The following is a 26,508-nucleotide window of genomic DNA, read 5'->3' as shown; positions in this document are numbered from 1 at the left end:
GCCCGTCGTCTGAAACGGGCTTGTATTCCAATGGAGACTATCGTGCGCACCATCATGCCGGACCGGGAATTCCTCGGCCATGTATTCAAATTGGCTTTGCCTATCGCTTTCCAACAGCTCATGCTGTCGTTGTCGTCCTGCGCCGACACGCTGATGTTGTCGGGGGTAGGGCAAAACGAGTTGGCCGCCGTCTCGCTCGCCACGCAGTTCCAGTTCCTGTTCAGCCTGTTCACTGCGGCCCTGACCCTGGGCATGAGCATTCTCGTGGCGCAGTATTGGGGTGCCGGCAACCGTGACGCGGTGGAACGCGTGCTGGGATTCGTCATGCTGTATGCCGGAATGCTGTCGACGGCGTTCTTCCTGGCGGCACTGCTCGTGCCGGAACAGTTGATGTCCATCATGACCAATGACGGCACGCTGATCATGCTTGGCGCGCGATATCTGCGGATTTCGTCATTGTCGTACTTGTTCATCGGCCTGTCCCAGATGTACCTGTGTCTGATGAAGAACACCGGTTCCGCGGTGATGGGCATGACGGTCAGCACGGTTGGCGTGATCGTGCACGTCGTGTTGAACGCGGCGCTGATTTACGGTATCGGCAGCCTCGGCATTCCCGCGCTTGGCATTTTCGGCGCGGCTATATCCACGGTGATTTCGCGTGCGATTGAGCTGGCATGGTCGGTCGTGGCGACCCGTCGTGGCCCCCACCTGCGACTTGGCCATGTGCTGCATCCCGATGGGCCGTTGCAGAAGGATTTCTGGAAATACAGCCTGCCGGTGCTTGGCAATGAATTGGTGTGGGGATGTGGTTTCACCATGTACACCGTGATCATGGGACATTTGGGTGCGGACGCCGTCGCCGCCAATTCCATCGCCAATATCGTCAAGGATCTGCTGGTGTGCCTGTCCCTTGGTCTGGGCAATGCCGGCGGCATTTTGGTCGGCAATCTGCTGGGACGTGGAGATTTCCGACAGGCGAAGGTGATGGGCGACAGGATGTGCGTGCTGGTGGCCGTGGTCGGTACCGCGACGGGACTGTTGATTGTCGCGGCGCGTCCGCTGGCTTTGCAATGGGCGAACCTTACGCCCGAAGCCACACGGTACCTGTCGGTCATGCTGTTCGTCTGCGCATATTACGCGGCATGCGGATGCATGACGAATCTGACGATCGCCGGTCTTTTTCCAGCCGGCGGCGATGCGAAGTTCGGTCTCATGTGCGATGCCATCGTCATGTGGCTGATTGTGGTGCCGGTCGGGCTGTTGGCCGCGTTCGTGTTCAAACTGCCCGTGTTGGTGGTGTATGCGCTGCTCAACACCGACGAATGCATCAAAATGGTTCCCGCGTTGTTGCACTACCGCAAGTACCGTTGGCTGCGCAATGTCACCCGATGACTTTTTGCGATTCGGCGGCCGATTTCATGATTGGCTTGTGTGCGACCAGTCTGTGACAGCTTCGATGTTATTGCCGTCGGGGTCGAGCACGAAGGCCGCGTAATACCCGGAATGGTAGGCACGTGGTCCGGGTCTGCCGTTATCCATTCCGCCTGCCGTGATCGCGGCTTCATAAAAGTCGCGTACCGCTTGTTCGTTCGTTGCGCGGAAGGCGATATGCGTGGGAATCGGCTGTTGCGCCGGATCGTCCATCGGGGAGATGTAGAAATCCGAACGGGGCGTGCCGTCATCCACGCCGAAACCGATGGTCGGTTCGTGATGGGCTTTGGGAATGTATCCGAGCGGAGACAGAGCTTTCGTATAGAATGCGATGCTGCGTTCCGCGTTCGAAACATGAAGTGTAATGTGGTCGATCATGCTTTCAGCCTAGTCCGATTTCGTCCGGTTCCATCCGATTTGATTGAGAGCCTACGGCAAAGGCGGATGTTCCGTTCCATCGGGACTCGGCCGATGGAACGGAACACTTGGGGATTTACTTGGCCAACTGCGTGGTGGTGGGGGAGGCCAAGGACGGGCGTGTGCGACGGATACGCCCCAATGCCAGACCAAGGCAGATGAACGCCACTGCAAACAATGCCACCAAGCCGACCGACGATGCCCAAGAACCATAATCCACACCGGTTGCAGCCGCCGTGCCAAGCCCGAACACGTTGTCGATGGACACGCACAGCCACCATCCCGGCAGCAGCTTGCCGATCATGATCATCGGTTCGGGCATCATATCGATGGGGAATGCCATACCCGACGTGAACATGCACAGCAGACCGAATACGTTGGCGAACGCATTGACCGCCATTTCCGAGAAACCAACCGACCCCAGAAGGAAACCGCAGGCGATTGCCATCAACGTGTACGCCAGCAGCGACACGAACGTCAAAGCCACATTCGTGGATGTAATCCCGTCGAACGGCACTCCTGCGGCCACCATCAAGACCAATGTCGCCGCCGTGTAACCCACGCACACCACCAAGCCGAAGGCGGCGCAGGTGAGCATCTCCTGCATCTGCAACGACACCAGACGCGTCGGCGACGAATACAGGCGGCGACGAATCTCACTGTCATTGAAGGTGCCAATCACCAGGAACGTGCAGATCGGCATGACCAGCAGCAACGGATAGAGTCCCGTTTTGATGGTGCCGGCGAATGCGGATGCCGCCGGCTTGGTATTATCAGTATCTGCGGATGGCGATTGCACCACCGCTATTTTCGACGTCTTGGCATCTGCTTTCGCGGTATCCAACGCCGTCCGCATGGCCGTTTCCATCGACTGCTGCTTCCCGGCTTGACCCAAGTACGCGGTGCGTGTCAATGACAGGAATTCGTTGACTTCCAGCTGCGAAAGGGAGCCTGCTCCGGAAGTGTAGCTGACAACGGTTTCGACAGTCGGTTGGTCATTTGACGAACCATCCAGATATTTCTGATAATCCGAAGCGAAGCCGTGCGGCACAATTGCGATCAAATCGACATAGTTCGAAGCGACGGCCTGCTGCAACGCTTCGGAATCGTCGGCAAGGTCCACCATCTCGCCATCCAACGCAAGATAGGAACGCAGCGCGGATGAAATACCATCGGCATCGCCATCGCGGTCGATCACCGCCACACGTGCCGTATCGGGATGGAACACCTCATCGCCACCCGTCATCGAGCCACGCATGATCTGCCAGCTGATGGCGAACATCATGATGCCGATGAACCCCAAATAGATGACCAGGTACATCTTGCGTGATTTGAGAATTCTCAGCGCCGTCTTACAGGTATTCATAGCGTTGCCTCCTCAACAGAACGGTCGCCGCAGCAAGGCAGACCAGGCTCATCGCGGCAAGGATGCCGGCGGTGGTGAAGAACGGTTTGAAATTGTCGTAATAGAGGATGTCGTAGAACAGGTTCGTGATCTGCTGCGCCGGATTGAGCAGACTCAGCACCGGTGTGCGCTGGGCGATCAAGTCGCTCAACTGCATGGCGAACGAACCGTACAGTCCGGAGAACAATGACAACGTGCAGGCGATCGCCGTGCACAGCCCCTGCTTGGCGCCGGTTGGAATCTTCGGCAGCGCGCCAAGCAACGTGCCGAATGCGCTCGCCGCGAACGAAGCCATGAGACATGCTCCCACACCAGCCCATTCACGTCCGCCCAACGAAATATGACAGACGAACCGGATATACAGCATGGCCACGGTCAGGCTCAGGAACGAACACAGCCAACTGGACAGGAATCCAGCCAGCAGTTGCTGCGATTTCGGAAGCGGCGAAACGGAACGGCGGACACCCAAAGCCGAAAGATTCGCCTGCGTCATCGTCACTACGTTGATGGCGAAGCTCATGGCCATCAACGCGGCCAATCCCAGCAGTGCATAGTAATATCGTGCCGTACCGCTCGGTTTAAAATTCGTCAGCTGGATTTCCTTTGTATAGCCATTCGCCGAACCGATGCTGCCGGTCACCTTGCCATTCATCAGAGCTTCGGGGTTGTGCTTCGCAATGTCCACCACCACATCGGTGTTGCGGTTGTACAGGTCCACGATGTTGCCCAGCACCGTCAGCGAAATATCCAAGCCGCTGCTCGACGCCATCACATCGGACACGGACGATTGCGTCGACTGTGAGACGGAGAATCGCAATCTGCCGTCATCGATTCGCAGCATGCCTTGCGCGGTGCCGTCGGCCAGCAGCTGTTCCGCCTGCGCAATCGATTCCACCTTGGTCGTGTTGATGAGTCCCGTTCCATTCTTGCCATCGGCACTCACTTTCACGTGATTGTCCGATAATGCAGACGATTCGGATGAAATGCCTTCGATCAGCGTCTGCGCCCCATAGGACGTCTTCCACGCGTTGTCTTCGACCACGGCCACGTCAAGTGTGTGCAGCTCGAAACTTTCCGCGATGTTGCCGAACATGCCGTTGAACATGGTGGCCAGGATGATGGGGAAGGCGAACAGCCAGAACAGTTGCGTTTTCTCCCGCAAATGCAGTTTGAGATTGATCAGTAACGTCTGCCACATGATGTCACATGCCTTTCGATTTGCCACAAGCCTTGCAAGCCAAGTCAGTCGCGTAACGCGGTGCCGGTCAGTTCCAGGAACACATCATTGAGCGTCGGCTGGCGACTGGAGAGATGCCCGATATTCGTGCCCTCGTGCTCCAACAGCTGCAGTACGTCGATGAGATTGTGATCGCCCTGGCGGCAGTTCACCGTCAGCTCATGGCCGTCATAGTCGGCGTTGGTCACGAACGGCAATGCGCGCAATCGCGCAAGCGTCGTATCGGCCGAATCTGAGCGCCCTCCCAGATCATCGGTTTCGATGCTGATGCGTTCGCCGGTGCTGATCATCGCCTTAAGTTCCTCCGCGGTGCCAAGAGCCAGATGCCGGCCATGATCCATGATGAGGATGCGGTCGCAGATCTGCTCGACCTCCTCCATGTAATGGCTGGTGTAGATCACCGTCGCGCCTTCGCGGTTAAGTCGTTGGATACCTTCGAGAATCGCATTGCGGCTTTGTGGATCGACGGCCACGGTCGGCTCGTCGAAAAAGATCAGATCCGGCTTGTGGGCGATGCCGCAGGCGATATTAAGACGACGCAGCAGACCGCCGGACAGTTTCGCCGGACGATAGGTACGGTAATCGCGCAATCCTACGAAATCCAACGCCTCGTCCACGAGCATGCGACGTTTTGCCTTGTCGGAAACATACAGCGAGCAGAAATAATCGATGTTCTCCTCGACGGTCAATTCGTTGAACACGGCCACGTTCTGCGGCACAATGCCGATACGCCGCTTCAACGCATAGCTGGTAGGGCTGATCGGCTCGCCGAACACGCGCACAGTGCCCTCATCGAACGTGAGCAACGCAAGTATGCAGTTGATCGCCGTGGTCTTGCCTGAGCCGTTAGGCCCCAGCAGGCCGAAGATTTCCCCCTGATGCACGTCGAGATCGAAATAGTCGAGCGCCAGCATGTCTCCGTAACGTTTCACCAGTTTCGAGACCTTGACCGCGCTGACCGCATCGGCAGCGTCATTCATGCGTCCACCCATGACGAGCTCCTTTCTCGTGCTCCATGCCTCTGATTCCATTGTCGTGCCGCCGGATGCCCCCGACATGGTGCGCGTAGTCACAATTGCCGGAATGGTGTCACTTTCGAACATGACAAATGTCACCTTCGTTGATGCCGCCGGCTGTGCCATGCGCCATGTGCATTACTCTGGAAGCAAGCGAACCAATCAGACACGAATCGGCGGACGGGAGGCGGCATGAAACGGTTGTTGTTCCAAGCCGTGTTCCTGGCCATGGGCATGATCATGGGCGTATACGCATCCGGAGATGTCGGCCTTGACCTGATGTGCGGCGCGCTTGTGGCGGTGTGTTGTGCCGCGGTGGGGGAATACGCGTCGGGTTCGTGGCTTGCGATGACGTTGATTGTCATGCTTGACTGCGGCGCATGCCTGGTGCCGGCGTGGTATCTGATGCTTCCCATCGCAGCATTCAACGCGGCATCATCGTCCGCTGGTGTCGATGGCAGCCGCTTCTTGCAAGCGTTGGTGCCGCGATGGCTGTGGCTTCTTCCCATGACGATAGTGATTTTCTGTTCGATTGGCTCGCACGTTCCATCCGACTTGTCCATCATCATATTGATGGTGCTCCAAACGGTTCTGGGATTCGCTGCCGGTCTGCTTTGCGCGCGCTGCGCGAACCTCGCCCGCGAAGTGCGGCGATTGCAGGATTCCCGCCGCGACCAGATTCGCCGCCTGCGCTCGCAGATCGCCGAAAACGACGAGGATCGTGCGTTGGCCGTACGCACGGCGACGCTTGCCGAACGCACACGCATCGCACGTGAGATCCATGACAATGTCGGCCACATGCTGACCCGAGCCATCATGCAGACCGAGGCGGCGCACGTGGTGGCCCAGGTTGCCGGACAGGAACAATCCGCCCAACGTTTCTGTGAAATTCATGACACGGTGAGCGAGGCTATGACTTTGGTGCGTAAAGCCGTGCATGATTTGAAAGACGAAGGTACGGATTTCGCTTCGCAGATTGAGACGGCCGCACACAGCATGGACGGCGCCGGCCCCTTGCGGGTGAGGCTGGTCAACGGCATCGATTCAGCGCCGGCGGCCGTGTCCCGCTGCTTCGCCACTGCGATTCGCGAGGCGTTGAACAATACGGTCAAACACAGTCAGGCAAGGAACGTTTCAATCACCCTGCGCGATTTCCCGGCATTGTGGCAGCTGTGCGTGCAGGATGATGGAACCGTGAGAAGATCGTCTGCTGAAGCCGTCGCCATGCAGTTCATTCGACCGAACGATTCCACAGGCATCGGCATTTCGGACATTGAGGAACGGGCTCGTGCGTTGGGAGGCTCCGCGATTTGCGGGCCGTATCATGAGGGTTGGCGCGTGTTCGTATCCATCCCCAAGCCGGCGAGTGGTTCGGAAACGACGCAACCGGAGAAAGGAGCGCATTAATGCGTGTCGCGATCGCAGACGATGATCCAATCGTCTGCTCGTCATTATCCACGATTCTCGAAGCCACCGGCACCGCCGATGTGGCATGGACCGCCAACACCGGCACGGATGCGGTGACCCAATATGAGATGGATGCCCCCGATGTGTTGCTGGTCGACGTGCAGATGCCGGGAATGGACGGATTGCAAGCGTCGGAGGCGATTCTTGACGCGCATCCGAACGCGCGAATCCTTATCCTCACCACATTCGCCGACGAGTCATACATCGCCAAAGCGTTGGAAATAGGCACGAAAGGCTACTTGATCAAACAGGACGTTTCGTCCGTCATACCCGCGGTGCAAGCCGTCATGGCCGGACAAGTGGTCATGGGCGCCGAAGTGTTGAGCAAGCTGCGGGTCAGTCCGCAATCCACGACATCAGACGAATCCTCATCAGTCGATCGCGTTGTGTCGCATGATGATGCGCAGGCAGTTCAAGGATCTCGGAACCCCGATTCCAGCGGACCATCCGAACGTTTCGCCGGCCTTACCGAACGCGAATTGGACGTGCTGGAACTTGTGGCCGAGGGATTGGACAATCGTGAGATCGCGTCACGGCTGTTTCTCAGCGAAGGCACGGTCCGCAACCGCATCAGCGACATACTTGCCAAAACCAACATCTCCAATCGCACCAAACTCGCCGTCGAATGGCTGGCCTGGCATTGACCGGCTGAATCCGGTTGATTGAATCCGGCTGGTTGAGACTGACCATCTGGTCGTTCGGCGTCCTCAGTGCTTGCGCAGACGATACGCCTTCCAAACGTCACTCAGTTTCTGGCCATTCGACGTGCGTTTCCACACGGTAAGACCCGCTGATGAGCCGCCAACGGCACGCGCCGCGGCAGTAGGCGTGGCATACTCCCTGCCGTCATCCATGCGCAGCTTGCCTTCGGAAGTGACGGTCGCTACCCAACGTTCGCCCTTGCGGGGACGCTCCCATACCAAGGTCTCTCCGGCGATAAGCAGCCCGGCTTCCAGCACTTGGGCAATGCTGACGCGTTTGGACGTGGGGGAGGAGGCCGTAGCTTTCACATTGAGCGTCTCCTCGTTCAACGTCGACAAATCCGTATCGTCGGCATCGTAACGAATATTCCAATGGTCGGCGATGAGCCGAACCATCTCATCCTGCCGGTATTGCAGCGTCTGTGGTGTGCATTCGGCGATATTGGCGAGTTCGGCTGTCAGCGGAAAACGTCTGGAGCTTGCCGACAACAGCATGCGGTCGCGCCGCTGCGCATACGTGGCGAGTGGCGCGACTTGGGTTTCATTGGCCTGACTAAGCACCAAATTGCCGATGCGGTTTGCCCAATGGTCACGCACCGACTCCGGCCAAGCGGCGAAATCGGATTTCGCGCTGACCTGTTCGGGCATGATCGGCAACGCTTTGAGACTGCGCGGTCGGGTGATGCGGTAGCCGGCCTTCTGCTCGTTGGCGCGGATGAGCAGAAGTTTCTTCATGGCGGGACTGGTCTGCAACTCGCCACGTAGATGCGCGAGTGCGGAACGTCGGTCCTCGTCGGTGATGAGGAATCCACGGATCTGTTGGAGGGTATGGCCTTTGTTGAGGTCTCGGATGGCGCTTGCGGCGCGTGTGCGTCGGGCGAGTGGGCTTTGCCGGTTGAGGCTGTCGACGCCGGTGACGCGTTCGAGTGCGGCGAGAACGTCGTGGAGTCTGTCGATGTCGTGTAATTGGAGGCGTTCGTCGTGCGCGTTCGTGGTTTCGTTTCCGATATTTCCGGGTGTGGAGAACACTTGTGCGTTGGCGCTGCCGAGGTTGCGGATGGAGTTGACGAGCGCCCACATGGCCACGGGTTTCCAGTCGGTGGTCTGGTAGTCGGCGAGTGAGACGAGCATGGCCACGATGTCGTCTGGCAGGTTGGCGTCGGTCGGACGGTTGAGGATGAGCCACGCGTTGGCATAAGGGGCGAGCAGATCGTCGATGAAGGAGATGACGTTCTGTTTCTTCACGTATGGTTTGAGCACGTCTTTGCGGAATTCCTCAAGCAGCTGTGTGCAGACGGCCTTGTGCGAGACGATCAGGTGCAGGTCGGAGAAGAACTCTTCGAGCGTGTGCGAGTCATCGCCGAGCGGGTCCATGATGTCGTCCCATCGTGTGGCGTAGGCGTTACGCGCGGCGGGGGATATTTCCGCGATGGTTTTCGCTTTGAACACGTCGGATGCGGTCAGTGGCACGCCGCGCATGTTCATCACGTCGAAGATGCGGTGCGCGCCGGCGAGGTCGTCGGTGGTGACGATGACGAGGGTGACGCCGTTGACCAGGTATGAGGCGAATCGGCGGCGGTCTTTGGCGTCCATGGCGGCGAGCAGGTCGAATGTGCGGCGGGTGTTGACGGCGATGTTGCGTTGCGCGTGCGAGGCGATGTCGTTGTCCCTCAGATCGAACAGGCCTTCCAAATCGCCTTCCTGCACGTACATGCGGAAGAAGTCGGTGTCGCGTTCTCGCAGGGTGAGTCGTGGCTCGGCTTTGATGCCGCGGAGTTTGTCGCCTGGTTCCAAAATGAGGTCGTTGAGGCTGTCGATGAGGTCGGGGTCGTCTTCCAGTTCGCGCAGCACGGAGATGATGATTGACAGGGAGATGAGGCGCTGTTGGCCGTCGATGACCTGGTATTGGGTGGGGCCGTCCTTGACGAGGATGAGCGAGCCGAGGAAGTAAGGCGTGTCCGGGTCGGCGCAGGCGTCCTGAAGGTCGTTGACGAGCTGTTCGATGTTCTCCGCCTGCCACGTGTACGCGCGTTGGAACGAAGGGATGGTGAGTTGGTAATCGGAAGTGAACACTTTGCCCAGGGGTTTTTCCGTCGCGCTGATCGCCATATCGACCGCCATCCCTCATTGATAACGTTTGCACCGCAGGTGCGGCATACTGTTTTCTAGTTTATGGGAGGGGGTGCACCGGCGTTTCATGGACGTAACGGAGTCTCCACTGCCGTAGAATCCTTCGCCTCATAATTGGTCCGGCAGATCCGCACGTTCAACCAAACGCGCCATCTGTACCCGGCCCATGCATAATCTGTCTCCCGCGGATGAGATGTGCGCCTTGACGGTACGTTCCGAAATGAACATTCGTTCCGCGATTTCGGCATTGGTGTACCCGTCGGCTGCAAGAACCACCGCCTCGCGTTCCCGCTCAGGCAGAGCGTCGAGCATGGCGCGAGCCTCGTCCCGGCGCGATTGCGGTTGCTGCATGTTCAGATCGTTGATGAGCTGCCGTTGGCTGGATGGATTGAATTGCGGCAGACCGTCGCACACATCGGTGATGCGGCGGATGATGTCCTCCGGTGCATCGGTTTTGGAGACAAAACCCTCGGCGCCTGCCTCGACGGCCCGCTCCACGGTCCCGCTCGGACTCAAGGACGTCAGTATCAGCACATGCGGCGGCTGCGGAAGTGCGCGCAGTCTTCGTGTCGCCTCGATGCCGTCCATGCCGGGCATGGCTATATCCATCAACACCACATCCGGATGATGCCTGTCGGCCTCGTCGACCGCTTGACCGCCATCGGTGCAGGTGAAAACGACATTGAGCCTGCCGGTGGAATAATCTTCGAGAATCAGCCGCATGGTCTGGCAAATCATCGGATCGTCATCAATCACGCCAACCGTTATCGGCCTGTCATCGCTGTTCTCTTCGCTGCTCACTCAACCCATGGTAGCTGCACATCAACATGGAACGCGTGTCGTGCGTCAAAACCGAATCGACATGTTCCTCCGGCCTGCCGGACGCGCTCGGCCAATCCCGGCAATCCGGCACCGGTACGGAAAGCGTTTTTGGAATCCATGGCGGGACGCGTGGCATCCGCCGATGCTGCCGGAACGGACGGATTAGTTGGATTGGACACATGCGCGTGCACGCCTACGGTGGGGTTCACGGTGAGTTCCACCGATACCGGGGCTCCCGGCGCGTGACGGCTCGCATTGGTCAGCCCCTCCTGAAGGACTCGATAGGCGATTTTGCCGGTTTCCCTGTTGAGTTGGCCCAATTGTTGGATGTCAATCCATGTGTTGAGCCGCATGCCGGCGGCACGTGCGTCTCCGAGAAGCGCATCCAACGATTCACGGGTCAACGACGTCTCATCGGACGGCGCCAGTTGCGCCTTCGCCTGCTCCGGATGACGCAGCATGTCGATGACACTGTGCGCCTCGTCCAACGCTCCTGCCGCCTGTTTGCGAATCTCCTCGGTTTTGTCCGCGATTCGGCTGGCCTGCCCGGCCAGTTGGCCGGCGTCCAGACTTCCCGCTTCGACCGCGAGCTTCTTCGACTCGGCTTGCAGCGCGCTCGCATTCAACGCCAGCAGGGAAAGCGAATGGGCAAGCGTGTCATGCGCTTCGGCAGCGATCGCGTCGGCCAGCTGCTGACTGTCGATCGTGGTCTTGAGCTGCGCCACCTGCGCGTCCGCCGCGTCCGCCTTGGCCGTGGCCAGCGATGCCAAGGCGCGAGAACGGATATGCAACCCCGCCAAAGTCGCGATGGCCAGCTCCAACAATGCCGCAACTATCGCGGTGATGACGATGGTGCGGTCATCGGCAAGCATGATTAGGTCGGTGCCATATTGGCTGCCGGTATCCGGTTTGGCGAACACCATATGCCAGATGGATGCCTCCGGCGGCCGCAACGCGTCGCGTACCTGCGCGGCAAGCGTGACGAAACCGCCCGCCACGATCGCGCGAACCGTGGTCTTCATGTCATTACGGCGGGCCAATAGCGCGGTCAACGCCATCAAAGCGAGAATGGGATCGTATGGGAAAACCAGCACGACCACACACGCGGCGACGAATGTGGCACGCGGATAACGGGAACGGGCGAGCAGCAGAAACCCGATGGCGAACGCCACCAGCATGCAGAACACCATCCATACGTATACGGCGGAATCCTGGCCGAACCGTTGCGCGGCGAACGCGGTCTGCGCCAAGCACATGAAGCCCGCGCAGACCACCATCACCATGCTTTGCCAGCCTCTGGTACGTACCGGCACTTCGATGGGGGTCGGGGAATTCGTCGTCTCGCTCATACCTACCATTATTGGGCCCGTCCCCGAAAGACGCCATTGTTCTTCCGTGCGTTTCGCACGCCCCAAAGTGCAGACGGGAATGACCTTTCGTCCAATACCGGTCCAGCGCGGAATTCCGTACCCTCGAAAGTGTCTCAACCGATTCGAGAAGAAGGAACGATCATGAGTGGTTACATCGCCCCGCAGCAGCCCATCCAACCCCAACCCCCGCTGCAGCCGGTCTATCAGGAAGAGAAGGGACTGACTGTGTGCGGCATTGTCGGCGTGGTGTTCGGCGCGCTTGGCTTCGTGCTGAGCTTCATTCCGATTATCAACAACATTGCTGCGATTTTCGGTTTCATTGGCGTGATTCTTGCGATTGTGGCATTGGTCGGCACGTTCCGCGGTAAAAAGCGCGGCAAGGCATTGGCGATTGTCGCTGCGGTGCTGTCGGTGTTGGCCATCGTCATTACTCTGGCCATGCAGTCCGCAGCAAGCAAGGCCATAGACGAGGCCACCGGCGTGTCAAGCTCACAATCATCCGCAAAAGACTCCGCAAAAAATCAGCCGAAGGGCGATCAGGATATGGAAGGCGATTTGAAGACCATGCATGTGAAAATCGTCTCCGCGGTACGTAGCAACAACGACTATAACAATCAGCCCACGGTGTTGGTCACATTCGAATGGACCAACAACACGGATAAAAACAGTTCGTTTGCAGTCCTCGCCAGCCCGCAAGTGTTCCAAAATGGGCAAGCTCTCGACACCGCCATTTACAGCGAGAACCCTGCCGGATACGATTCCAATTCTGATTTCGCCGAAGTCCAGCCCGGAGCCACCGGAACCGTGACGATTGGATATACCTTGAAAGACGATTCCGAAGTGACGGTCGACGTCACTGATTTGTTCGACCTGAACGATAGCGCGAAAGTGGTGCACAAGTTCACGGTCTGATTGCGCATTGGATATACGGTGCCGGTAGTTTCAGCTCGGCACCGTAAGACGTGGGCTCTCATGAAATAGTCAGAAAAGTACCGTACTGTGATGCGTAATCGAGTTAAGGAGCGATTATGACATTCGGTCAGCAGCCCCAAGGCAACAACGCTAATGGATTCAACGGCCAGCCGTATGGGCAGAACCAATACAATCCGAACCAGAATTCGTACGGGCAGTACAGCCAGAATCCGTACGGTCAGAACCAATACCAGTACGCGCCGCAGAACATGTATGCGCAGGGCGCTCCGGCGGCCACCATTCCGGCTCAGGCGACATACTCCTATGAGCGTGCCGAACATGCTTCCGTCACCCGTGCCTACGGTGAGATGACCATCGGCCTGCTCGTCACCGCGGCTGTGGCCATCCTCACCCAAGCCACCGGTGCCTACATCGCGCTCATCCAGTCGCTTGGCGTCATTGGCGCTTGGGCGCCGTTCGTCGTCGAAATCGTGATCGCCATCTATCTTGGCGCCCGCATTGAAAAGATCAAGCCGAGCACCGCACGCGTCATGTTCTACGTGTATGCCGCGATCATGGGCTTCTCGCTAAGTACCATTTTCATGGCGTATGATCTTGGCACCATCGGCATCTCCCTGGCGTTGTGCGCCGGCTTCTTCTTCGCGCTCACCATGCTGGGCATGACCACCAAGGTCAACATGCTCAAAGCCGGTCCGATTCTGCTGGTCGGCCTCATCGTGCTGATCGTCGCCGAAGTGCTGCTTATGATCTTCGCTCCCGGACAGACCATGCTGATGGTTATCTCCGCCATCGGCCTCGTGCTGTTCGCCGGCATGACCGTCTACGACGCCCAAGCTACTCGCGCGCTGTTCGCCCAGTACGCAGGCCAGGGTGAGGACATGGTCAAGAAGGTCTCCATCATCTGCGCGCTGAACCTGTATCTGGACTTCATCAACATGTTCCTGTATATTCTCCAGCTCTTCGGCGATCGCGACTGAAAAATCCCGCGACGTCCTCTGCGCTGAACCCTCAAACAAAGCCTGACCAGAATATGGTCAGGCTTTTCTGTCGGCGAAAAACGTGCCATAGGGTAGTGGGTCATGCAGAGGAAAGAGATTGGCGGCATGGCCTGCCTTGTTCTGACGGCCATGATCTGGGGCTTCGCATTCGTATCCCAAGTGCAGGGCATGGCCTCCATGAGCCCCCTGTTCTTCGGGGCCACACGATTCACATTGGGCGCGCTGTCATTAATACCGTTGCTGTGGTTCCGCCGTCGAGGCATCGCCGAACAGGAACGCCGACGCCGTGAATCGAATGAGTGTCCAACCGTCACGCTTGGCAACGGTATAACCGTGGCCATGCCGAAATGCCTGGGCAATCCCGTGGTCATCAGCGTCATCTGCGGCATCGTATTGTTCACCGCCAGCACCGTCCAACAATACGGCATCCTCTATTCCGGTTCCGCAGGCCGTTCCGGCTTCATCACGGCGCTCTACATCGTCATGACGCCGCTGCTCGCCTTCCTTATTCTGCGCCGCCGCGTGACCATGAACGTCATCGTCAGCGTTGCCATCGCCGTGGTCGGCTTCTATCTGCTGTGCATCACCGACGGATTCGGCTCGATCACCCTTGCCGACGTGGTGCTGTTGTCCACTGCGGTTCTATTCGCAGGCCATATTCTCGTCATCGACACGTTCGGACAGAAGATGGATCCGATTCTGCTGTCCTTCGGACAAATTTCCACCACCGCGCTGCTGAGCTGGATCGGCTCCCTATGCGAAGGCTCCATCGACTGGGCCGGCGCCATGCAAAGCTGGTTTCCCATCGTGTACGCCGGCATCGGCTCGGCCGGCGTGGCATACACGTTGCAGGTGGTCGGACAGCAGCTGGTGCCGCCGTCGCGCGCGGCCGTGATCATGTCGCTCGAATCGTTCTTCTCCGCGGTGGGCGGCGCGTTGCTGCTCGGCGAAGTCATGACCACACGAGCCTACATCGGCTGCGCGCTGATCTTCATCGGCACCGTGCTCGCACAGGTTCCGGTGAAAATACCACGATTGCTGCGTAAGCGCGAATAACGTTCGATATCGTCGAAAAATGGCGATTGACAGGCAATGATTTGTCCGTCAATCGCCATTTTCCGAAAACATCAGTCCGCCTGCGGCGCCTCACCCACACGCGGGGCGCTGTTGATGTCGCGATGGATGTTCTGCATCTGCGTCTCGATGTTCTGCAGGCTGCGCGCGCAATCCAACAGCGTCTGCGAATGCTCGGCAAGCTTCGCGTCCGGCAGATCCGTCTTATACCGCAGCGCATGCTCCAGGCTCGCCCAATAATCCATGGCGATGGTGCGTAGCTGAACCTCTACCGGCGTGTAGTGCGGTCCGGATGACAGGAACACCGGCACCGCGTAGATGACATGCAGCGAACGGTAACCGTTCTGCTTCGGGTTCTTGATGTAATCCTTGACACGCAGCACTTGGATGTCGCTTTGCGCGGACAGATAATTCGCCACGGAATACACGTCGTCGCGGTAGTTGCAGATCACGCGTACGCCCGCCACGTCGAACAGGTTGTCCTTGATGGCGTCGACGGTCAACGGCAGGTTGCGGCGCTGCAGCTTGCCGAGGATCGAGTTAAGCGATTTGAGACGGCGTTCCATATGGTGAATTGGATTATGGGAGAAGCGCACCTGGAATTCCGAGTCAAGAATTTCCAATTTGGTGCTGATCTCGTACATCGCACCCTCATACACCTGCATCTGGTCGATGAACTCGGTGATCTGTTCGGGGGAAAGGGATCCCTCGCCGACGTCGACGTTCTTCAGACGCATCTGCAATTCGGTGGTGTTAATTCGATTTTGCCTGTCAAGTATCACGGAAGAACAGTGTACCGCCTCGTTTTCCGCAAAACTGAACGTATGCTGTGTATCGAAGAGGGTCAATGCCCTGCGATTGCGCCGAGAACGGGGCGTTCCCGCGTTCCGAAACGCCTGTGCCGCCCTGCCGATAGCATGGTGCGTTATGAACGAAGACATGATGACCGAGGCGGAGCGCGCCTCGAAACTGGCCGAACCGGCGGCGAACGATACCCCCACGCGCGGCAAGGGCGTGTTCTACGTGCATACGCTCGGATGCCAGATGAATGTGCATGATTCCGAACGCATCGCCGGCGTGCTTGAGGCCGACGGCTACGTGCCCGCCACCGAGGAACAGTATCTCAACCATGACATCGACCTGATCGTCATGAACACCTGCGCGGTGCGCGAAAACGCCGCCGAACGCATGTACGGCACCATCGGACTGTGGGCCGAATTGAAGAGGGAACGCCCGAACCTGCAGATCGCGGTCGGCGGCTGCATGGCGCAGCTCGACCGTGAGAAGATCGCGAAAAAAGCCCCGTGGGTCGACGCCGTGTTCGGTACCAAGAACATCGGATCCCTGCCTCAGCTGCTCGACCAGGCCCGCATCGAAGGCCACGCGCAGGTGAAGGTGCAGGAGGAACTCAACTACTTCCCAAGCCAACTGCCTACCGACCGTGCGTCGAAGGTGTCGAGCTGGGTGGCCATCTCCGTAGGCTGCAACAACACCTGCACCTTCTGCATCGTGCCGACCACGCGCGGCAAGGAACATGACCGTCGTCCCGGAGACATCCTCGCCGAAATCCGCCAATGTGTGGACGAAGGCGCCAAGGAAGTCACGTTGCTGGGCCAGAATGTGAACTCCTTCGGCTACGGCATCGGCGACCGGTTTGCCTTCTCCAAGCTGCTGCGCGCGTGCGGCGAGATTGACGGTTTGGAACGTGTACGATTCACCTCGCCGCATCCCGCGGCCTTCACCGACGACGTGATCGCAGCAATGGCCGAGACGCCGAACGTCATGCACCAGCTGCATTTCCCGTTGCAGTCGGGTTCCGACAGGATTCTTCGTGCGATGCGCCGCTCCTACCGTTCCGCCAAGTTCCTCGACATTCTGCGCAAGATTCGCGAGGCCATGCCGGACGCGCAGATCTCCACCGACATCATCGTCGGCTTCCCCGGCGAAACGGAGGAGGACTTCCAGGAAACCCTGCGCGTGGTGGAGGAGGCACGATTCGCTTCCGCGTTCACGTTCATCTACTCGCCGCGTCCCGGCACGCCGGCGGCTGAGATGGAGCAGGTTCCGCATGACGTGGTGCAGGACAGGTTCGAACGTCTTGTGGCGCTGCAGGAACGTATCACCGAAGAGAATCTCAAGACTTTCGAAGGCCGTGACGTCGAGGTGATGGTCACCGGCGCATCCGGCAAGAAGGATGCCGCCACCCATCGTGTTACCGGACGTGAGAAAACCGGCGTGCTCGTGCATGTCGGCGTGCCGGAAGGCGAGCCGATGCCGCAGGTGGGTGATTTCGTGACCGCCACCGTCACCCATGCGGGACGCCACAATCTCATCGCCGATCCGAATCCGGAAGCGGGGCAAACCTATGCCGTCCGCCACTGAAAGCAAGCCCGAAACCCGTAAGGTCGTGTCCATCGTCGGTCCCACTGCGTCCGGCAAGACGGGGCTTGGCATCGCCATTGCCAAGGCGTTGGAGGCCAAGGGCGAGCAGGCGGAAATCGTCAACGCCGATGCCTACCAGATGTACAAGGGCATGGATATCGGCACCGCCAAGGCGAGTCCTGAGGAACAGGCCGAGGTCAGGCACCACCTGATCGACATCATCGAACCGGACGACGCCATGTCCGTGGCACGTTTCCAGGAGATCGCCCGCGCCAAAATCGCCGAACTGCAGGCCAGGGAAGTGCGCCCTATCCTCGTGGGCGGTTCCGGTCTGTACGCCCGTGCCGCCATCGACGACATTTCCTTTCCTGGCACTGACCCAGAGGTGCGCAAACGCCTCGAGGAACGTGAAAAGGTCGAAGGCGCCGGTGCGCTGTTCGACGAGCTCAAGACAAAGGATCCCGAAGCCGCGGCCCGCATGGATCCGCACAATCCTCGACGCACCATCCGCGCGCTTGAGGTCATCGAAGTGACGGGCCGGCCGTATTCGGCGAGCCTGCCGCATTACCGGTATGTGATTCCCACCGTGCAGATCGGCCTTGATTTGCCGCGTGAGGAACTTGACCGCCGCATCGACATCCGTACCAAGCAGATGCTGGAGAACGGTTTCGTCGAGGAAGTGGAGCGTATCCGTCCCCGGCTTGGCATCACCGCAGGCAAGGCTCTTGGATACCAGCAGGTTGTCGACTATTTGGATGGCCTGTGCGATTTAAATGACACGTTCATGAGCATCGCGCAGAAGACGAAGCGTCTGGCACGCAAACAGATGGGATGGTTTGGCCGCGATCCGCGTATCCACTGGCTGCAGGCTCTCAACCCCGCGCTGCTGGGCAATGCCATGGCCATCATCGAGCATGCCGACGCCGGCGATTACGACGCGATCGACGCGCAGGCGGATGCGTACACGCAGCATCATCTTGGCGATATCGCCTAAATGATTCATCACTGCGGAGCCTCTTTTTGCAGGGTTCTGCGGAAATACGGGCGGGGGTCCCGCAACCAGTTGGATTGCGGGACCCCCGTTTTGTAATGTCCTACGTGAGAAAGTTCATTCCTATTGGACTATTCGATATCGCCTCCCTTCCGCTTGCGTGCGATCAGCACGGCGCAGCCGCCCAGCAGCAGTACGGCCACGGCAGCAATGGCAGAGATTATGTTTGAACCGGTGCGGGACAGGCCATCTTTGCCGGTGTTGTCGGCCGGTTCCTTGGTGTCGGGCGTGGGCTTGACCGTAACCGTCGTATTGCCGGTCGAGCCCTTGGAATCTTCGTCTGAAATCGGGCAAGTGGCCGGATCTTGGGCGGTCACATCCGCGGAGGTGTCCTCGGACTGTTCCTGCTCCTTGTCGGCCTTGACCTCGGTTTTGCTTTCGTCCTTCGGGGTTTGCTCGTTGGACGTATTCTCGGCGGGCTCGACCTTGATATCGGCGATGGAGGAATCAAGCCCATCGCTTTCGCTATTCCATTGCTGGGAGGCGAACACCAGTTCCTTGATGGAGGCCAGATCATCTTCGGTCATCGGATTGTCTTTATTGGCGTCCTCCGGCCAGGATTGGGTCAGATTGGCGTTATCGACCAATGGAATCTCAATCTGCTTCCAGCCGGTGAAGTCAAGTTTGACGCTGGCGAGGAAGTATTTGCCATCGCTTGTGCCGATCTGCAGGCCGATGGCGTTGCCGGAACCATCCCCCTTGACTTGGAAAGCCAATACGGATTCGCCGGACCAGTTCGCGCCGTCAAGATATTTCGCCACATCGTACCAGCCTCCATTGGAGAAGTCGTACTTGAAGCGAAGCGCCTTGGACCCATCGGTCGGGCCTTCATCGAGGGATAGGACTTCCGTATGTCCGCGGTTGCCCCAAGCCGATTGTGCTGCGGCATCATCCGAATAGCCTGAGAAATCATCCACGGATTGCGCTTTGGCGGTGTTGCCCGGCGTCGGATTGGTGTTCGGCGCGTAAGCGTCGCGTTTGCCGTCGAGCTTGATGGAGTCGAGCGTCAAATCGCCGCTCTTCGGACGGTTGCCGCCATTGTCGTTGATGTACAGGGCGAACGAACCGACTTTGGACAGCAGCTTCTGCGAGAGTTTCATGCCCGCATGCGCGGTGTCCCAGGATGCCGGTGCGAAGTCGCCTCCGTTGCCGTCGGCGTCACCGAAGTTCAGTGAGACGACGTGTCCGTCCGTGCCATCGATCTTCGGATAGGCTTCGAAGGTCACGCCGCCGGCATTGACCTGCACCACAAACTTGTGATCCGAACCGTCGGCCTTGAGGAACATGTTCAGCTTGGAGAAGCCGGACCAGTCCTGCTTCGGCGTATGGGAACGCTGGAAGCCGTTATACTCCGGATAGCTCACGAAATCATAGTGGATGTTACCGGCCTTGGTGCCATTGTCCTCGGGGCTGTCCACCAGCGTGAGATTCGATTTCGTGCTGTGGCTCGGCGAATAGACGGACTGTAATTCGGCTTCGTTGTCATAGGAGTCGAAGTCCTCCACGTTGTCTACCGTCTGCTCTGGTTTGGCACCCAGTTTTACTGTGACGGAACCGTTGCCGTCGGCCGCTGCGAGTGTCTTGCCGTCCTTGGTCTTGACCTGCGGAGTCAAAGTGAGTTTGGACTGGTCAAGATTGATACCGGCCGCGTTCAAATCCAGTATGCCCGTGAAATATCCATTGCAGGAATACTTGAGTTTGACGTTCTGGCCTCGATCGGTGGTCACGATGGCGGAATTAAGATCAAGGTCGGAGTATTTCACACCTTCGGTCTTGACCCGGACGACCACCTTGGTGTCGGTCACACGATTGCCGTCCACTGGAGTGACGATACGCGCGGAGCCATTTTGCATGGCGGCTGCCGGGGCGTTCGAATAGTCGACGTTGTCCTTGGAGGCCATGAGGTTCTTGTTGCTGTCCGCGAACGCCTTGAAATCGGCTTCGCCGTCGGAGCCCTTCCACGACGTATACGCCTGGAAATTGTCTCCACCTCCACCGAAGTTGGCCCAAGTCATCATATATGCGGTGCTTGGCACGTTTTCGGCAAGTGCTTCGGCAAGTTCGGAGAAGAACTTGGTGTCCTTGTCTCCGGTGCCGGATTCCTTGAACTTGCGGTCGCCGGAACGTCCGAATTCGGTGAGCGCCACGATTTTGCCACGCTGCGAAGCTTGGTCGGAAACCATCTTCATATCCTTGACCACAGTGTTGATCCATGCGCTGGAATCGTCTGCGGAATCATCGGAGTCGTATTCGTCATAACCGAGTACGTCCACCCACTGGTCGCCCGGGTAGGTGGCGAGATAATCAGTGGAATCACCGTTGAATACGCCGCCGGGGGAGTAGGCATAAAGCAGATTGTGCACATCTTTGACGTCACGCAGATAGTCAACGATGTAGCGGTACAGTTCCTTGTATTCACTAGCGGAAGCATGCGTGGCGCCCCACCAGAACCAGCTGCCATTGTTCTCGTGCAGTGGACGGAAGATGATTGGAATCAATGTGCCGTCGCTGCGTTTGGCCCGCTGCGCGGTGGCGGCGATGGCGTCGAGCTCCTTGTTGAAGGTGCCGGAGTATTTGCCGCCGGGAAGCAGTTCGGAAGCGACGGCAGTGGTGTCGTTGAAATCCTTGCCGGTGCCTGGGTTGCACCAGTGTGCGGACAGTGTCACGATGGCGCCTTTGCTGTCCGCATCGGTGATGTTCTGGGCGAGAGCCTTGGCGTTGGCGTTCTTGTCGGCACCTGATCCAGGCTTCTCCGCGCCGCGCAGCGCAAGACCGGCGTCCCAACCGAAGACGGCCGGGTATTTTCCGGTCGTCTCATAGACGTCTCCCTGTGAAGCGCTTGAGCTTATGTTCTCGTCGGTGGCGTGCTGCTGTCCGAAACGAAGATCTCCTTTTCCGCTGTTTTTCAACTTGTCGAACAAGGCGCGGGTTTCTGCTGTGGCGTTGACGTCGCTGATGTTCACGGAGTTGCCATTGGATGCCGATTTTCCTTCTGCAGCAAAGGCTGGGAGGGTGCTCATGCCAAAAATGGTCGATGCCGCCGCAACCGTTGCCAGCAGTTTGGTGACTGTGGTTTTCATGGTTCCTTCACTTATCTTCCTTGATGTTCCACGCGCACCCCAACATTGGGATTAAGCGCGTTAATATCCGCGCTAGTTATTTAATCGTTTAAGTGCACGAGGGCGTGTTCCGCCGGAATTGCTTATATTTCAGTTACAGCGCTGAATAAACGCTTAACAATGTTTGATTCGCTGAAAAAGCATGTTCGATTAAGTTCGAATAATTGTTCGATTTGGTTAATGCCGTGTCATGACGTCGGACATCGGTAAAATCAAGTTCTGTTATGGCACGAACAGCATCTTCCAACCCGAAATCAGGCGGCAAGGGTTCCGCAGGCAAATCGCGTTCCGGCGATACCAAAGTCATGGACGAGGTCGATTCCTCTCCGATCGCCGGCATACTGCGTAAATATCGCCGCGACATCGCATGTTTCATCATGGCCATTCTCGCGGTGCTGTTCTGCGCATCCGAATGGTTCCGTGTCCAGGGCGCTTTCGGACAGGTCCTGCATGCCATGGCCTCCGGACTGTTCGGATTGACCAGCGTGATTCTGCCGGTATTCCTGGCGCTTGTGGTGTTCAGTCTGATGCGCAAGACGCAAAACAAGGATGAGAACCTCCATATGGCCCTTGGATGGTTCATGATCCTCTGGTCCGTCTGCTCTATTCTTGACGCGGCGATTGCCTCCGACTCCCAGAAGTTCGATATGTCTTTGCTGCAGCGGGCAGGCGGCCTGCTTGGCTATGTGCTTGGCTGTCCGTTGGCGTGGGGGCTTTCCAAAGGCTTTTCCATTGCGATTTTCGTAGTCGTCATCCTGTTTTCGTTGCTGTTGATCACCCATACCCGGGTCACGCAGATACCGGACAAGGCGAAGGCTCTGGCGGCCAAGTTTGTTGGAACGCCGAAAAACCGTGATGACATTGACGATGAGGCCGAACAGTTCCCGAACGAAGTACGCGTTGGGGACATGACACTCGCCTTCGCCGAAGGCGTTCCCGCCCACGACGGCACCGATGCGGATGGAGAAAACGACGATAGGCTGGGCTTCCTTACGCGTATGAAGCAACGCTTCGCATCCCATAAGAGCAAGAACGTCGATGATGGCGACCTTGACCATTACGCCGGCGACGAAGCGTTTCTTAATGCCGCCGAACGGCACGGACAGACCGCGGAAACCATCGTCGACGAGCCGTACCAACAGGTCGATTCGCCACGCAGCATTTCTTCGGACGATTATCGTGCCGATGATTATGATTCAGATGATTATTCCGCCGCTGCGCCGTCCGGCACCACGGCCATGCCACAGAACGGTCGCAGACGCTCCTTCTCGTCCGCGCCGATCGGCACCGCGAGCGGCACCATGCCCAGCGTCGCCGAGCCGGTGCCGTCCAGTGAAATCAAGCCGGTTGGCGTCGCTCCGAGCGACCCATGGGCCGTCATCGACGAGGACGGCACCTCCAACGGCAAGGAAGTCATGGTGGATGCCGCGACCGGCGAGGTCCTTGACGATATGCCGGCTGCTGCCGTTGACGGGGAAGCGGCGGATGACATTCCCGAGGGACCGTATCATCTGCCTGACCTCAACATTCTGAAGAAGGGCGCGCCGCACGCCGCGCACACTCCGGAGAACGATCGTGTGATCCGCGCGCTGACCGGTACCTTCCAACAGTTCAACGTCGATGCGAAGGTCATCGGCTTCCTGCGCGGACCATCCGTCACCATGTATGAGGTGGAGCTTGGCCCTGGCGTCAAGGTCGAGAAGGTCACCAACCTGCAGAAGAACATCGCCTACGCGGTGGCCAGCTCCGACGTGCGCATCCTGTCGGTGATCGAAGGCAAATCCGCCATCGGCATCGAAATTCCGAACTCCGACCGCGAAACCGTGGTGCTGGGCGACGTGCTGCGCTCCGACAAGGCCCGGAACGATCCGAATCCGATGCTCACCGGCGTCGGCAAGGATGTGGAAGGCCATTTCGTGACCGCCGACCTGACCAAGATGCCCCACCTGTTGGTGGCTGGCGCCACCGGCTCCGGCAAGTCGAGCTTCATCAACTCCATGCTCACCTCCGTGATCATGCGCGCCACGCCTGACCAGGTCCGCATGATCATGGTCGATCCTAAACGAGTCGAACTGTCCGCCTATGCGGGCATTCCACATTTGCTCACCCCGATCATCACCGATCCGAAGAAGGCCGCGCAGGCTTTGGAATGGGTGGTCAAGGAGATGGACGCACGATACAGCGACCTCGAATTCTTCGGATTCCGCCACATCAAGGACTTCAACGCTGCCGTGCGCGCTGGCAAGGTGCATGCGCCCGCAGGCTCCAAACGCAAGGTCGCACCATACCCGTATATCCTCGTGGTCGTCGATGAAATGGCCGACCTTATGATGGTGGCCAAGAACGACGTGGAGAGCTCCATCCAGCGCATCACGCAGCTCGCGCGAGCCGCCGGCGTGCATCTGGTGCTCGCCACGCAGCGCCCGTCCGTTGACGTGGTCACGGGCTTGATCAAGGCCAACATCCCGTCCCGACTTGCTTTTGCCACCTCATCCGCCACCGATTCGCGAGTCATCCTCGACGCCACCGGTGCGGAAACGCTGATCGGCCAAGGTGACGCGTTGTTCCTGCCGATGGGCCAGGCCAAGCCGATCCGCGTGCAGGGCGCATGGGTCGACGAGTCCGAAATCCGTCGCGCGGTGGAGTTCGTGCGAACCCAGCGCAAGCCGCATTATCGCGAGGATATCGAGGAGATGGCCAAGGAGGCCGAAAAGAAGGCCATCGAGCCGGATGAGGACATCGGCAACGACATGGACGTGCTGTTGCAGGCGGCGGAACTGGTGGTCAGCACGCAGTTCGGCTCAACCTCCATGCTGCAGCGCAAATTGCGTGTCGGATTCGCCAAAGCCGGCCGACTCATGGATCTGCTTGAATCGCGTGGTGTGGTCGGTCCGTCCGAAGGCTCCAAAGCTCGCGAAGTGCTCGTCCAACCGCAGGATCTGCCGCAGGTGCTCGCCTTCATCAAGGGCGAAACCTCATCGCTTACCGCAGGTTCTACCCAGCCGGCCGACGCTGCGGACACGCGATGATGGAACGCGACAACCGCACGCATTGCGCCAAGTAGTGGTATCGGGGTAACGTGAACGGTATGGAAAAGCAAGAAGAACGCAAATCGTCCCTGCTTGACGGGTGGAACGCCCCGCCGAACATCGTCACTTTCTCTCGTATCGTCCTGGTCGTCATCTTCCTGGCGTTGTACGTCATGGCAGGCGCATGGGGTACCAAAAACACGACTATGCGCTGGGTGGCGGCGATTATCTTCATCATCGCCGCCTGCACCGATAAGCTCGACGGTTGGATGGCCCGCAAATATAACCAGGTTACCGAACTGGGCAAGCTCATGGACCCAATCGCAGATAAGCTGCTCACCTGCGGCACGCTGATCGTCGCCGCCATCTTCAACGAATTCGGCAACGCAGTGCTCGGCTGGGTCGTGACCGCGCTGTTCCTCATCCGTGAGATCGGCATCACCATCATGCGTTTCTTCGTCATCGACACCGGCGGCAAGGTCATCGCCGCATCCCAAGCCGGCAAGTACAAGACCCTGTGCCAGTGCATCGGCCTTGCCATGCTCATGCTGCCGATGTGGAGCCTCGCTGATGGCATGAACACCACTCCGCTGTGGATGACCGTTTATTACACGATCACGTACGCCCTGATTTACCTGGCGTTGATTCTATGCCTGTATTCGGGCGGCGAATACCTCGTCAACACGTTCGGCGGACGTAAGAAGACCGCAAAATCCGAAAAGGAAACCAAGTAAATCCCGATGAGCGAATCCGAAAATTCGTCGACCGCGGCCAGCCAATCGCAATGCGATGAGCTGGCCGCAGCCGTTTTACGCTATTGCGAAGCCAACCATTTCAAAATCGCCGCCGCCGAATCACTGACGGGAGGTCTACTCGCCGACGCCTTCGTACGCATACCAGGCGCATCGAAAGTGTTCCTCGGCTCGGCGGTGACCTACGACATTCGCGCCAAAGCGAAGATTCTCGGCGTGAATGCCGACCTGCTGGCCCGAGAAGGGGCGGTCCACCCCGAAGTGGCGCGGCAGATGGCTGCGGGAACCGCGCAACTATACCGACAGACCGAGGATGGAGACTGTGTCATCGGCTTGGCCACTACCGGTGTTGCAGGGCCAGGACCGGATGGTGACAAACCTGCCGGCCTGGTGTACATCGGCTGCTCCCTGCCCTGTGGCTTCAATGGCATTCGTGCGCGTCAAACAGCTGCTTATGAGCTGCGTCTGAAGGGTGATCGGGAAGCCGTGCGGCACGAAACCGTGCAATGTATTCTGGAAAAACTGAGGACTCTTTCAGCACTTTCACAGGAATAATCCACGAATATGGGTGTTGACCATAGTGGACGTACGTATGAAAAGCGAAAGGGGCTGGCGGCATGGACACGATGACACTCACCAAGGAACAGATGGAACTCAAGGCGATGGTTCCCACGGTGCAAAGCGGCAACGCCCGCGTCAGGGAACTCACCCCAGCCCAGCGCCGCGCGGTGATGTTCGCCCAGCAGCAGGTGCTGCGTGCCCGCGCGGCCAAAAAGGCCAAAGACGAGCGCCAGGCCGCATTGACCCGCATATGGCGGGAGGAAGACGCGGAACGCGTTTCCGCACGATCCATGTCGGCAGCCACGGAAACCACCGACGAACCCAGAGAGGTATCGCTTCGCGAGGCCATCGGCCATGTACTGCGCGATCTGCGCACCCATGACCACAAAACGTTGCGTGAGGTGAGCGAAAAGGCCGGAGTGTCGTTGGGCTACCTCTCCGAAGTGGAGCGTGGCCAAAAAGAGGCCAGCTCCGAGCTGCTGAGCTCGATTGCGCAATCGTTGGGCGTCTCCACGGCGCAGATGCTGCGCATGGTCGCCGATTATCTCGATTCCGTCGCAATCTGATTCCTGTTGGACGTCTAACGCCCGGCGGCTTGTTCCGTCGGGCGTTT

Annotated in this window: 22 protein-coding genes; 13 read left to right on the top strand and 9 right to left on the bottom strand. The window is 58.6% G+C overall.

What is annotated here, in order from left to right; genetic code table 11:
* The first annotated feature begins 30 nt into the window (after positions 1 to 30).
* Positions 31 to 1,392: an MATE family efflux transporter gene (locus BAD_RS05560; protein WP_041777352.1), complete on the top strand. Its 1,362-nt coding sequence runs from the start codon at positions 31 to 33 to the stop codon at positions 1,390 to 1,392.
* Between the two features lie 24 nt (positions 1,393 to 1,416).
* Here BAD_RS05560 and BAD_RS05555 read toward each other — a convergent pair whose 3' ends face one another.
* The 4 genes from BAD_RS05555 to BAD_RS05540 form a co-directional block, all read right to left on the bottom strand.
* The gene (locus BAD_RS05555; RefSeq protein ID WP_011743401.1) at positions 1,417 to 1,809 is read right to left on the bottom strand and encodes a VOC family protein; all 393 of its coding nucleotides are present in this window, start codon (positions 1,807 to 1,809) and stop codon (positions 1,417 to 1,419) included.
* Between the two features lie 115 nt (positions 1,810 to 1,924).
* The gene (locus tag BAD_RS05550; RefSeq protein WP_011743400.1) at positions 1,925 to 3,214 is read right to left on the bottom strand and encodes an ABC transporter permease; all 1,290 of its coding nucleotides are present in this window, start codon (positions 3,212 to 3,214) and stop codon (positions 1,925 to 1,927) included.
* Positions 3,201 to 4,451, bottom strand: a complete 1,251-nt coding sequence (locus BAD_RS05545) for an ABC transporter permease (RefSeq protein ID WP_011743399.1) — start codon at positions 4,449 to 4,451, stop codon at positions 3,201 to 3,203. Before BAD_RS05545 ends, BAD_RS05550 begins: the two co-directional genes overlap by 14 nt.
* Before the next feature lie 44 nt (positions 4,452 to 4,495).
* On the bottom strand, positions 4,496 to 5,482 hold the full coding sequence (locus tag BAD_RS05540) for an ABC transporter ATP-binding protein (protein WP_113736316.1): 987 nt from the start codon (positions 5,480 to 5,482) through the stop codon (positions 4,496 to 4,498).
* Between BAD_RS05540 and BAD_RS09295 the strand changes: the two genes are divergently transcribed.
* Genes BAD_RS09295 through BAD_RS05530 form a run of 3 tightly spaced genes read left to right on the top strand, consistent with a single transcriptional unit; the run spans position 5,481 to position 7,617 of the window.
* Positions 5,481 to 5,702 (top strand): hypothetical protein, encoded by a 222-nt coding sequence (locus tag BAD_RS09295; RefSeq protein ID WP_231836953.1) that lies wholly within the window; start codon positions 5,481 to 5,483, stop codon positions 5,700 to 5,702. The genes BAD_RS05540 and BAD_RS09295 overlap by 2 nt on opposite strands.
* A complete protein-coding gene (locus tag BAD_RS05535) occupies positions 5,699 to 6,913 on the top strand; it encodes a sensor histidine kinase (protein ID WP_011743397.1) in 1,215 nt (404 codons plus the stop codon). The genes BAD_RS09295 and BAD_RS05535 overlap by 4 nt, the downstream gene beginning before the upstream one ends.
* Positions 6,913 to 7,617, top strand: a complete 705-nt coding sequence (locus BAD_RS05530) for a response regulator transcription factor (RefSeq protein WP_011743396.1) — start codon at positions 6,913 to 6,915, stop codon at positions 7,615 to 7,617. The genes BAD_RS05535 and BAD_RS05530 overlap by 1 nt, the downstream gene beginning before the upstream one ends.
* Positions 7,618 to 7,680: 63 nt before the next feature.
* On the opposite strand, the gene BAD_RS05525 is transcribed toward BAD_RS05530, so the two are convergent.
* The 3 genes from BAD_RS05525 to BAD_RS05515 all read right to left on the bottom strand — a co-directional run bounded on the left by BAD_RS05525 (position 7,681) and on the right by BAD_RS05515 (position 11,903).
* Positions 7,681 to 9,783, bottom strand: a complete 2,103-nt coding sequence (locus tag BAD_RS05525; RefSeq protein WP_035010725.1) for a GmrSD restriction endonuclease domain-containing protein — start codon at positions 9,781 to 9,783, stop codon at positions 7,681 to 7,683.
* A 129-nt stretch (positions 9,784 to 9,912) separates the two neighbouring features.
* Positions 9,913 to 10,542, bottom strand: a complete 630-nt coding sequence (locus BAD_RS05520) for a response regulator transcription factor (RefSeq protein ID WP_011743394.1) — start codon at positions 10,540 to 10,542, stop codon at positions 9,913 to 9,915.
* A gap of 59 nt (positions 10,543 to 10,601) precedes the next feature.
* Positions 10,602 to 11,903 (bottom strand): sensor histidine kinase, encoded by a 1,302-nt coding sequence (locus tag BAD_RS05515; RefSeq protein WP_172458531.1) that lies wholly within the window; start codon positions 11,901 to 11,903, stop codon positions 10,602 to 10,604.
* A gap of 234 nt (positions 11,904 to 12,137) precedes the next feature.
* Here BAD_RS05515 and BAD_RS05510 point away from each other — a divergent pair, with 234 nt between their 5' ends.
* From BAD_RS05510 to BAD_RS05500, 3 genes are all read left to right on the top strand, one after another.
* Entirely contained in the window at positions 12,138 to 12,908 is a 771-nt protein-coding gene (locus BAD_RS05510) for a DUF5067 domain-containing protein (RefSeq protein ID WP_011743392.1), read from the top strand.
* A gap of 116 nt (positions 12,909 to 13,024) precedes the next feature.
* Entirely contained in the window at positions 13,025 to 13,906 is an 882-nt protein-coding gene (locus BAD_RS05505; RefSeq protein WP_003810620.1) for a Bax inhibitor-1/YccA family protein, read from the top strand.
* Between the two features lie 126 nt (positions 13,907 to 14,032).
* Positions 14,033 to 14,983: a DMT family transporter gene (locus BAD_RS05500; RefSeq protein ID WP_011743391.1), complete on the top strand. Its 951-nt coding sequence runs from the start codon at positions 14,033 to 14,035 to the stop codon at positions 14,981 to 14,983.
* Between the two features lie 71 nt (positions 14,984 to 15,054).
* Here BAD_RS05500 and BAD_RS05495 read toward each other — a convergent pair whose 3' ends face one another.
* A complete protein-coding gene (locus tag BAD_RS05495; RefSeq protein WP_021913827.1) occupies positions 15,055 to 15,738 on the bottom strand; it encodes a GTP pyrophosphokinase in 684 nt (227 codons plus the stop codon).
* A 190-nt stretch (positions 15,739 to 15,928) separates the two neighbouring features.
* Between BAD_RS05495 and miaB the strand changes: the two genes are divergently transcribed.
* Positions 15,929 to 17,383: a tRNA (N6-isopentenyl adenosine(37)-C2)-methylthiotransferase MiaB gene (gene miaB, locus BAD_RS05490; protein WP_021913826.1), complete on the top strand. Its 1,455-nt coding sequence runs from the start codon at positions 15,929 to 15,931 to the stop codon at positions 17,381 to 17,383.
* The gene (miaA, locus tag BAD_RS05485; RefSeq protein WP_011743388.1) at positions 17,367 to 18,377 is read left to right on the top strand and encodes a tRNA (adenosine(37)-N6)-dimethylallyltransferase MiaA; all 1,011 of its coding nucleotides are present in this window, start codon (positions 17,367 to 17,369) and stop codon (positions 18,375 to 18,377) included. Before miaB ends, miaA begins: the two co-directional genes overlap by 17 nt.
* Before the next feature lie 128 nt (positions 18,378 to 18,505).
* On the opposite strand, the gene BAD_RS05480 is transcribed toward miaA, so the two are convergent.
* On the bottom strand, positions 18,506 to 21,514 hold the full coding sequence (locus BAD_RS05480) for a carbohydrate binding domain-containing protein (RefSeq protein WP_011743387.1): 3,009 nt from the start codon (positions 21,512 to 21,514) through the stop codon (positions 18,506 to 18,508).
* A gap of 263 nt (positions 21,515 to 21,777) precedes the next feature.
* Between BAD_RS05480 and BAD_RS05475 the strand changes: the two genes are divergently transcribed.
* The 4 genes from BAD_RS05475 (at position 21,778) to BAD_RS05460 (ending at position 26,461) form a co-directional block, all read left to right on the top strand.
* Positions 21,778 to 24,582 (top strand): FtsK/SpoIIIE family DNA translocase, encoded by a 2,805-nt coding sequence (locus tag BAD_RS05475; RefSeq protein WP_011743386.1) that lies wholly within the window; start codon positions 21,778 to 21,780, stop codon positions 24,580 to 24,582.
* Between the two features lie 59 nt (positions 24,583 to 24,641).
* Complete coding sequence (gene pgsA, locus BAD_RS05470) at positions 24,642 to 25,316, top strand: CDP-diacylglycerol--glycerol-3-phosphate 3-phosphatidyltransferase (RefSeq protein WP_011743385.1); 675 nt, start codon at positions 24,642 to 24,644, stop codon at positions 25,314 to 25,316.
* A gap of 6 nt (positions 25,317 to 25,322) precedes the next feature.
* Positions 25,323 to 25,889, top strand: a complete 567-nt coding sequence (locus BAD_RS05465; RefSeq protein ID WP_033499691.1) for a CinA family protein — start codon at positions 25,323 to 25,325, stop codon at positions 25,887 to 25,889.
* Positions 25,890 to 25,951: 62 nt separating this feature from the next.
* Complete coding sequence (locus BAD_RS05460) at positions 25,952 to 26,461, top strand: helix-turn-helix domain-containing protein (RefSeq protein WP_021913821.1); 510 nt, start codon at positions 25,952 to 25,954, stop codon at positions 26,459 to 26,461.
* The last annotated feature ends 47 nt before the right edge of the window (positions 26,462 to 26,508 follow it).

The organism is Bifidobacterium adolescentis ATCC 15703 (assembly GCF_000010425.1).
Lineage (GTDB): Bacteria > Actinomycetota > Actinomycetes > Actinomycetales > Bifidobacteriaceae > Bifidobacterium > Bifidobacterium adolescentis.
Note: the sequence above shows the minus strand (reverse complement) of the source record. Positions and strands in the feature narration are given on the sequence as shown.

Bases quoted from the DNA above. Each gene is read 5' to 3' on its own strand.
- BAD_RS05530 (WP_011743396.1), top strand. From the start codon at position 6,913: ATGCGTGTCGCGATCGCAGACGATGATCCAATCGTCTGCTCGTCATTA.
- miaA (WP_011743388.1), top strand. From the start codon at position 17,367: ATGCCGTCCGCCACTGAAAGCAAGCCCGAAACCCGTAAGGTCGTGTCC.
- BAD_RS05465 (WP_033499691.1), top strand. From the start codon at position 25,323: ATGAGCGAATCCGAAAATTCGTCGACCGCGGCCAGCCAATCGCAATGC.
- BAD_RS05460 (WP_021913821.1), top strand. From the start codon at position 25,952: ATGGACACGATGACACTCACCAAGGAACAGATGGAACTCAAGGCGATG.
- BAD_RS05500 (WP_011743391.1), top strand. From the start codon at position 14,033: ATGGCCTGCCTTGTTCTGACGGCCATGATCTGGGGCTTCGCATTCGTA.
- BAD_RS05545 (WP_011743399.1), bottom strand. From the start codon at position 4,451: ATGTGGCAGACGTTACTGATCAATCTCAAACTGCATTTGCGGGAGAAA.
- BAD_RS05505 (WP_003810620.1), top strand. From the start codon at position 13,025: ATGACATTCGGTCAGCAGCCCCAAGGCAACAACGCTAATGGATTCAAC.
- BAD_RS05535 (WP_011743397.1), top strand. From the start codon at position 5,699: ATGAAACGGTTGTTGTTCCAAGCCGTGTTCCTGGCCATGGGCATGATC.
- BAD_RS05510 (WP_011743392.1), top strand. From the start codon at position 12,138: ATGAGTGGTTACATCGCCCCGCAGCAGCCCATCCAACCCCAACCCCCG.
- BAD_RS05475 (WP_011743386.1), top strand. From the start codon at position 21,778: ATGGCACGAACAGCATCTTCCAACCCGAAATCAGGCGGCAAGGGTTCC.
- BAD_RS09295 (WP_231836953.1), top strand. From the start codon at position 5,481: ATGACGAGCTCCTTTCTCGTGCTCCATGCCTCTGATTCCATTGTCGTG.
- BAD_RS05515 (WP_172458531.1), bottom strand. From the start codon at position 11,903: ATGGTGGTCTGCGCGGGCTTCATGTGCTTGGCGCAGACCGCGTTCGCC.
- BAD_RS05495 (WP_021913827.1), bottom strand. From the start codon at position 15,738: ATGCGTCTGAAGAACGTCGACGTCGGCGAGGGATCCCTTTCCCCCGAA.
- BAD_RS05550 (WP_011743400.1), bottom strand. From the start codon at position 3,214: ATGAATACCTGTAAGACGGCGCTGAGAATTCTCAAATCACGCAAGATG.
- BAD_RS05480 (WP_011743387.1), bottom strand. From the start codon at position 21,514: ATGAAAACCACAGTCACCAAACTGCTGGCAACGGTTGCGGCGGCATCG.
- BAD_RS05555 (WP_011743401.1), bottom strand. From the start codon at position 1,809: ATGATCGACCACATTACACTTCATGTTTCGAACGCGGAACGCAGCATC.
- BAD_RS05540 (WP_113736316.1), bottom strand. From the start codon at position 5,482: ATGGGTGGACGCATGAATGACGCTGCCGATGCGGTCAGCGCGGTCAAG.
- pgsA (WP_011743385.1), top strand. From the start codon at position 24,642: ATGGAAAAGCAAGAAGAACGCAAATCGTCCCTGCTTGACGGGTGGAAC.
- BAD_RS05560 (WP_041777352.1), top strand. From the start codon at position 31: ATGGAGACTATCGTGCGCACCATCATGCCGGACCGGGAATTCCTCGGC.
- BAD_RS05525 (WP_035010725.1), bottom strand. From the start codon at position 9,783: ATGGCGATCAGCGCGACGGAAAAACCCCTGGGCAAAGTGTTCACTTCC.
- miaB (WP_021913826.1), top strand. From the start codon at position 15,929: ATGAACGAAGACATGATGACCGAGGCGGAGCGCGCCTCGAAACTGGCC.
- BAD_RS05520 (WP_011743394.1), bottom strand. From the start codon at position 10,542: ATGATTTGCCAGACCATGCGGCTGATTCTCGAAGATTATTCCACCGGC.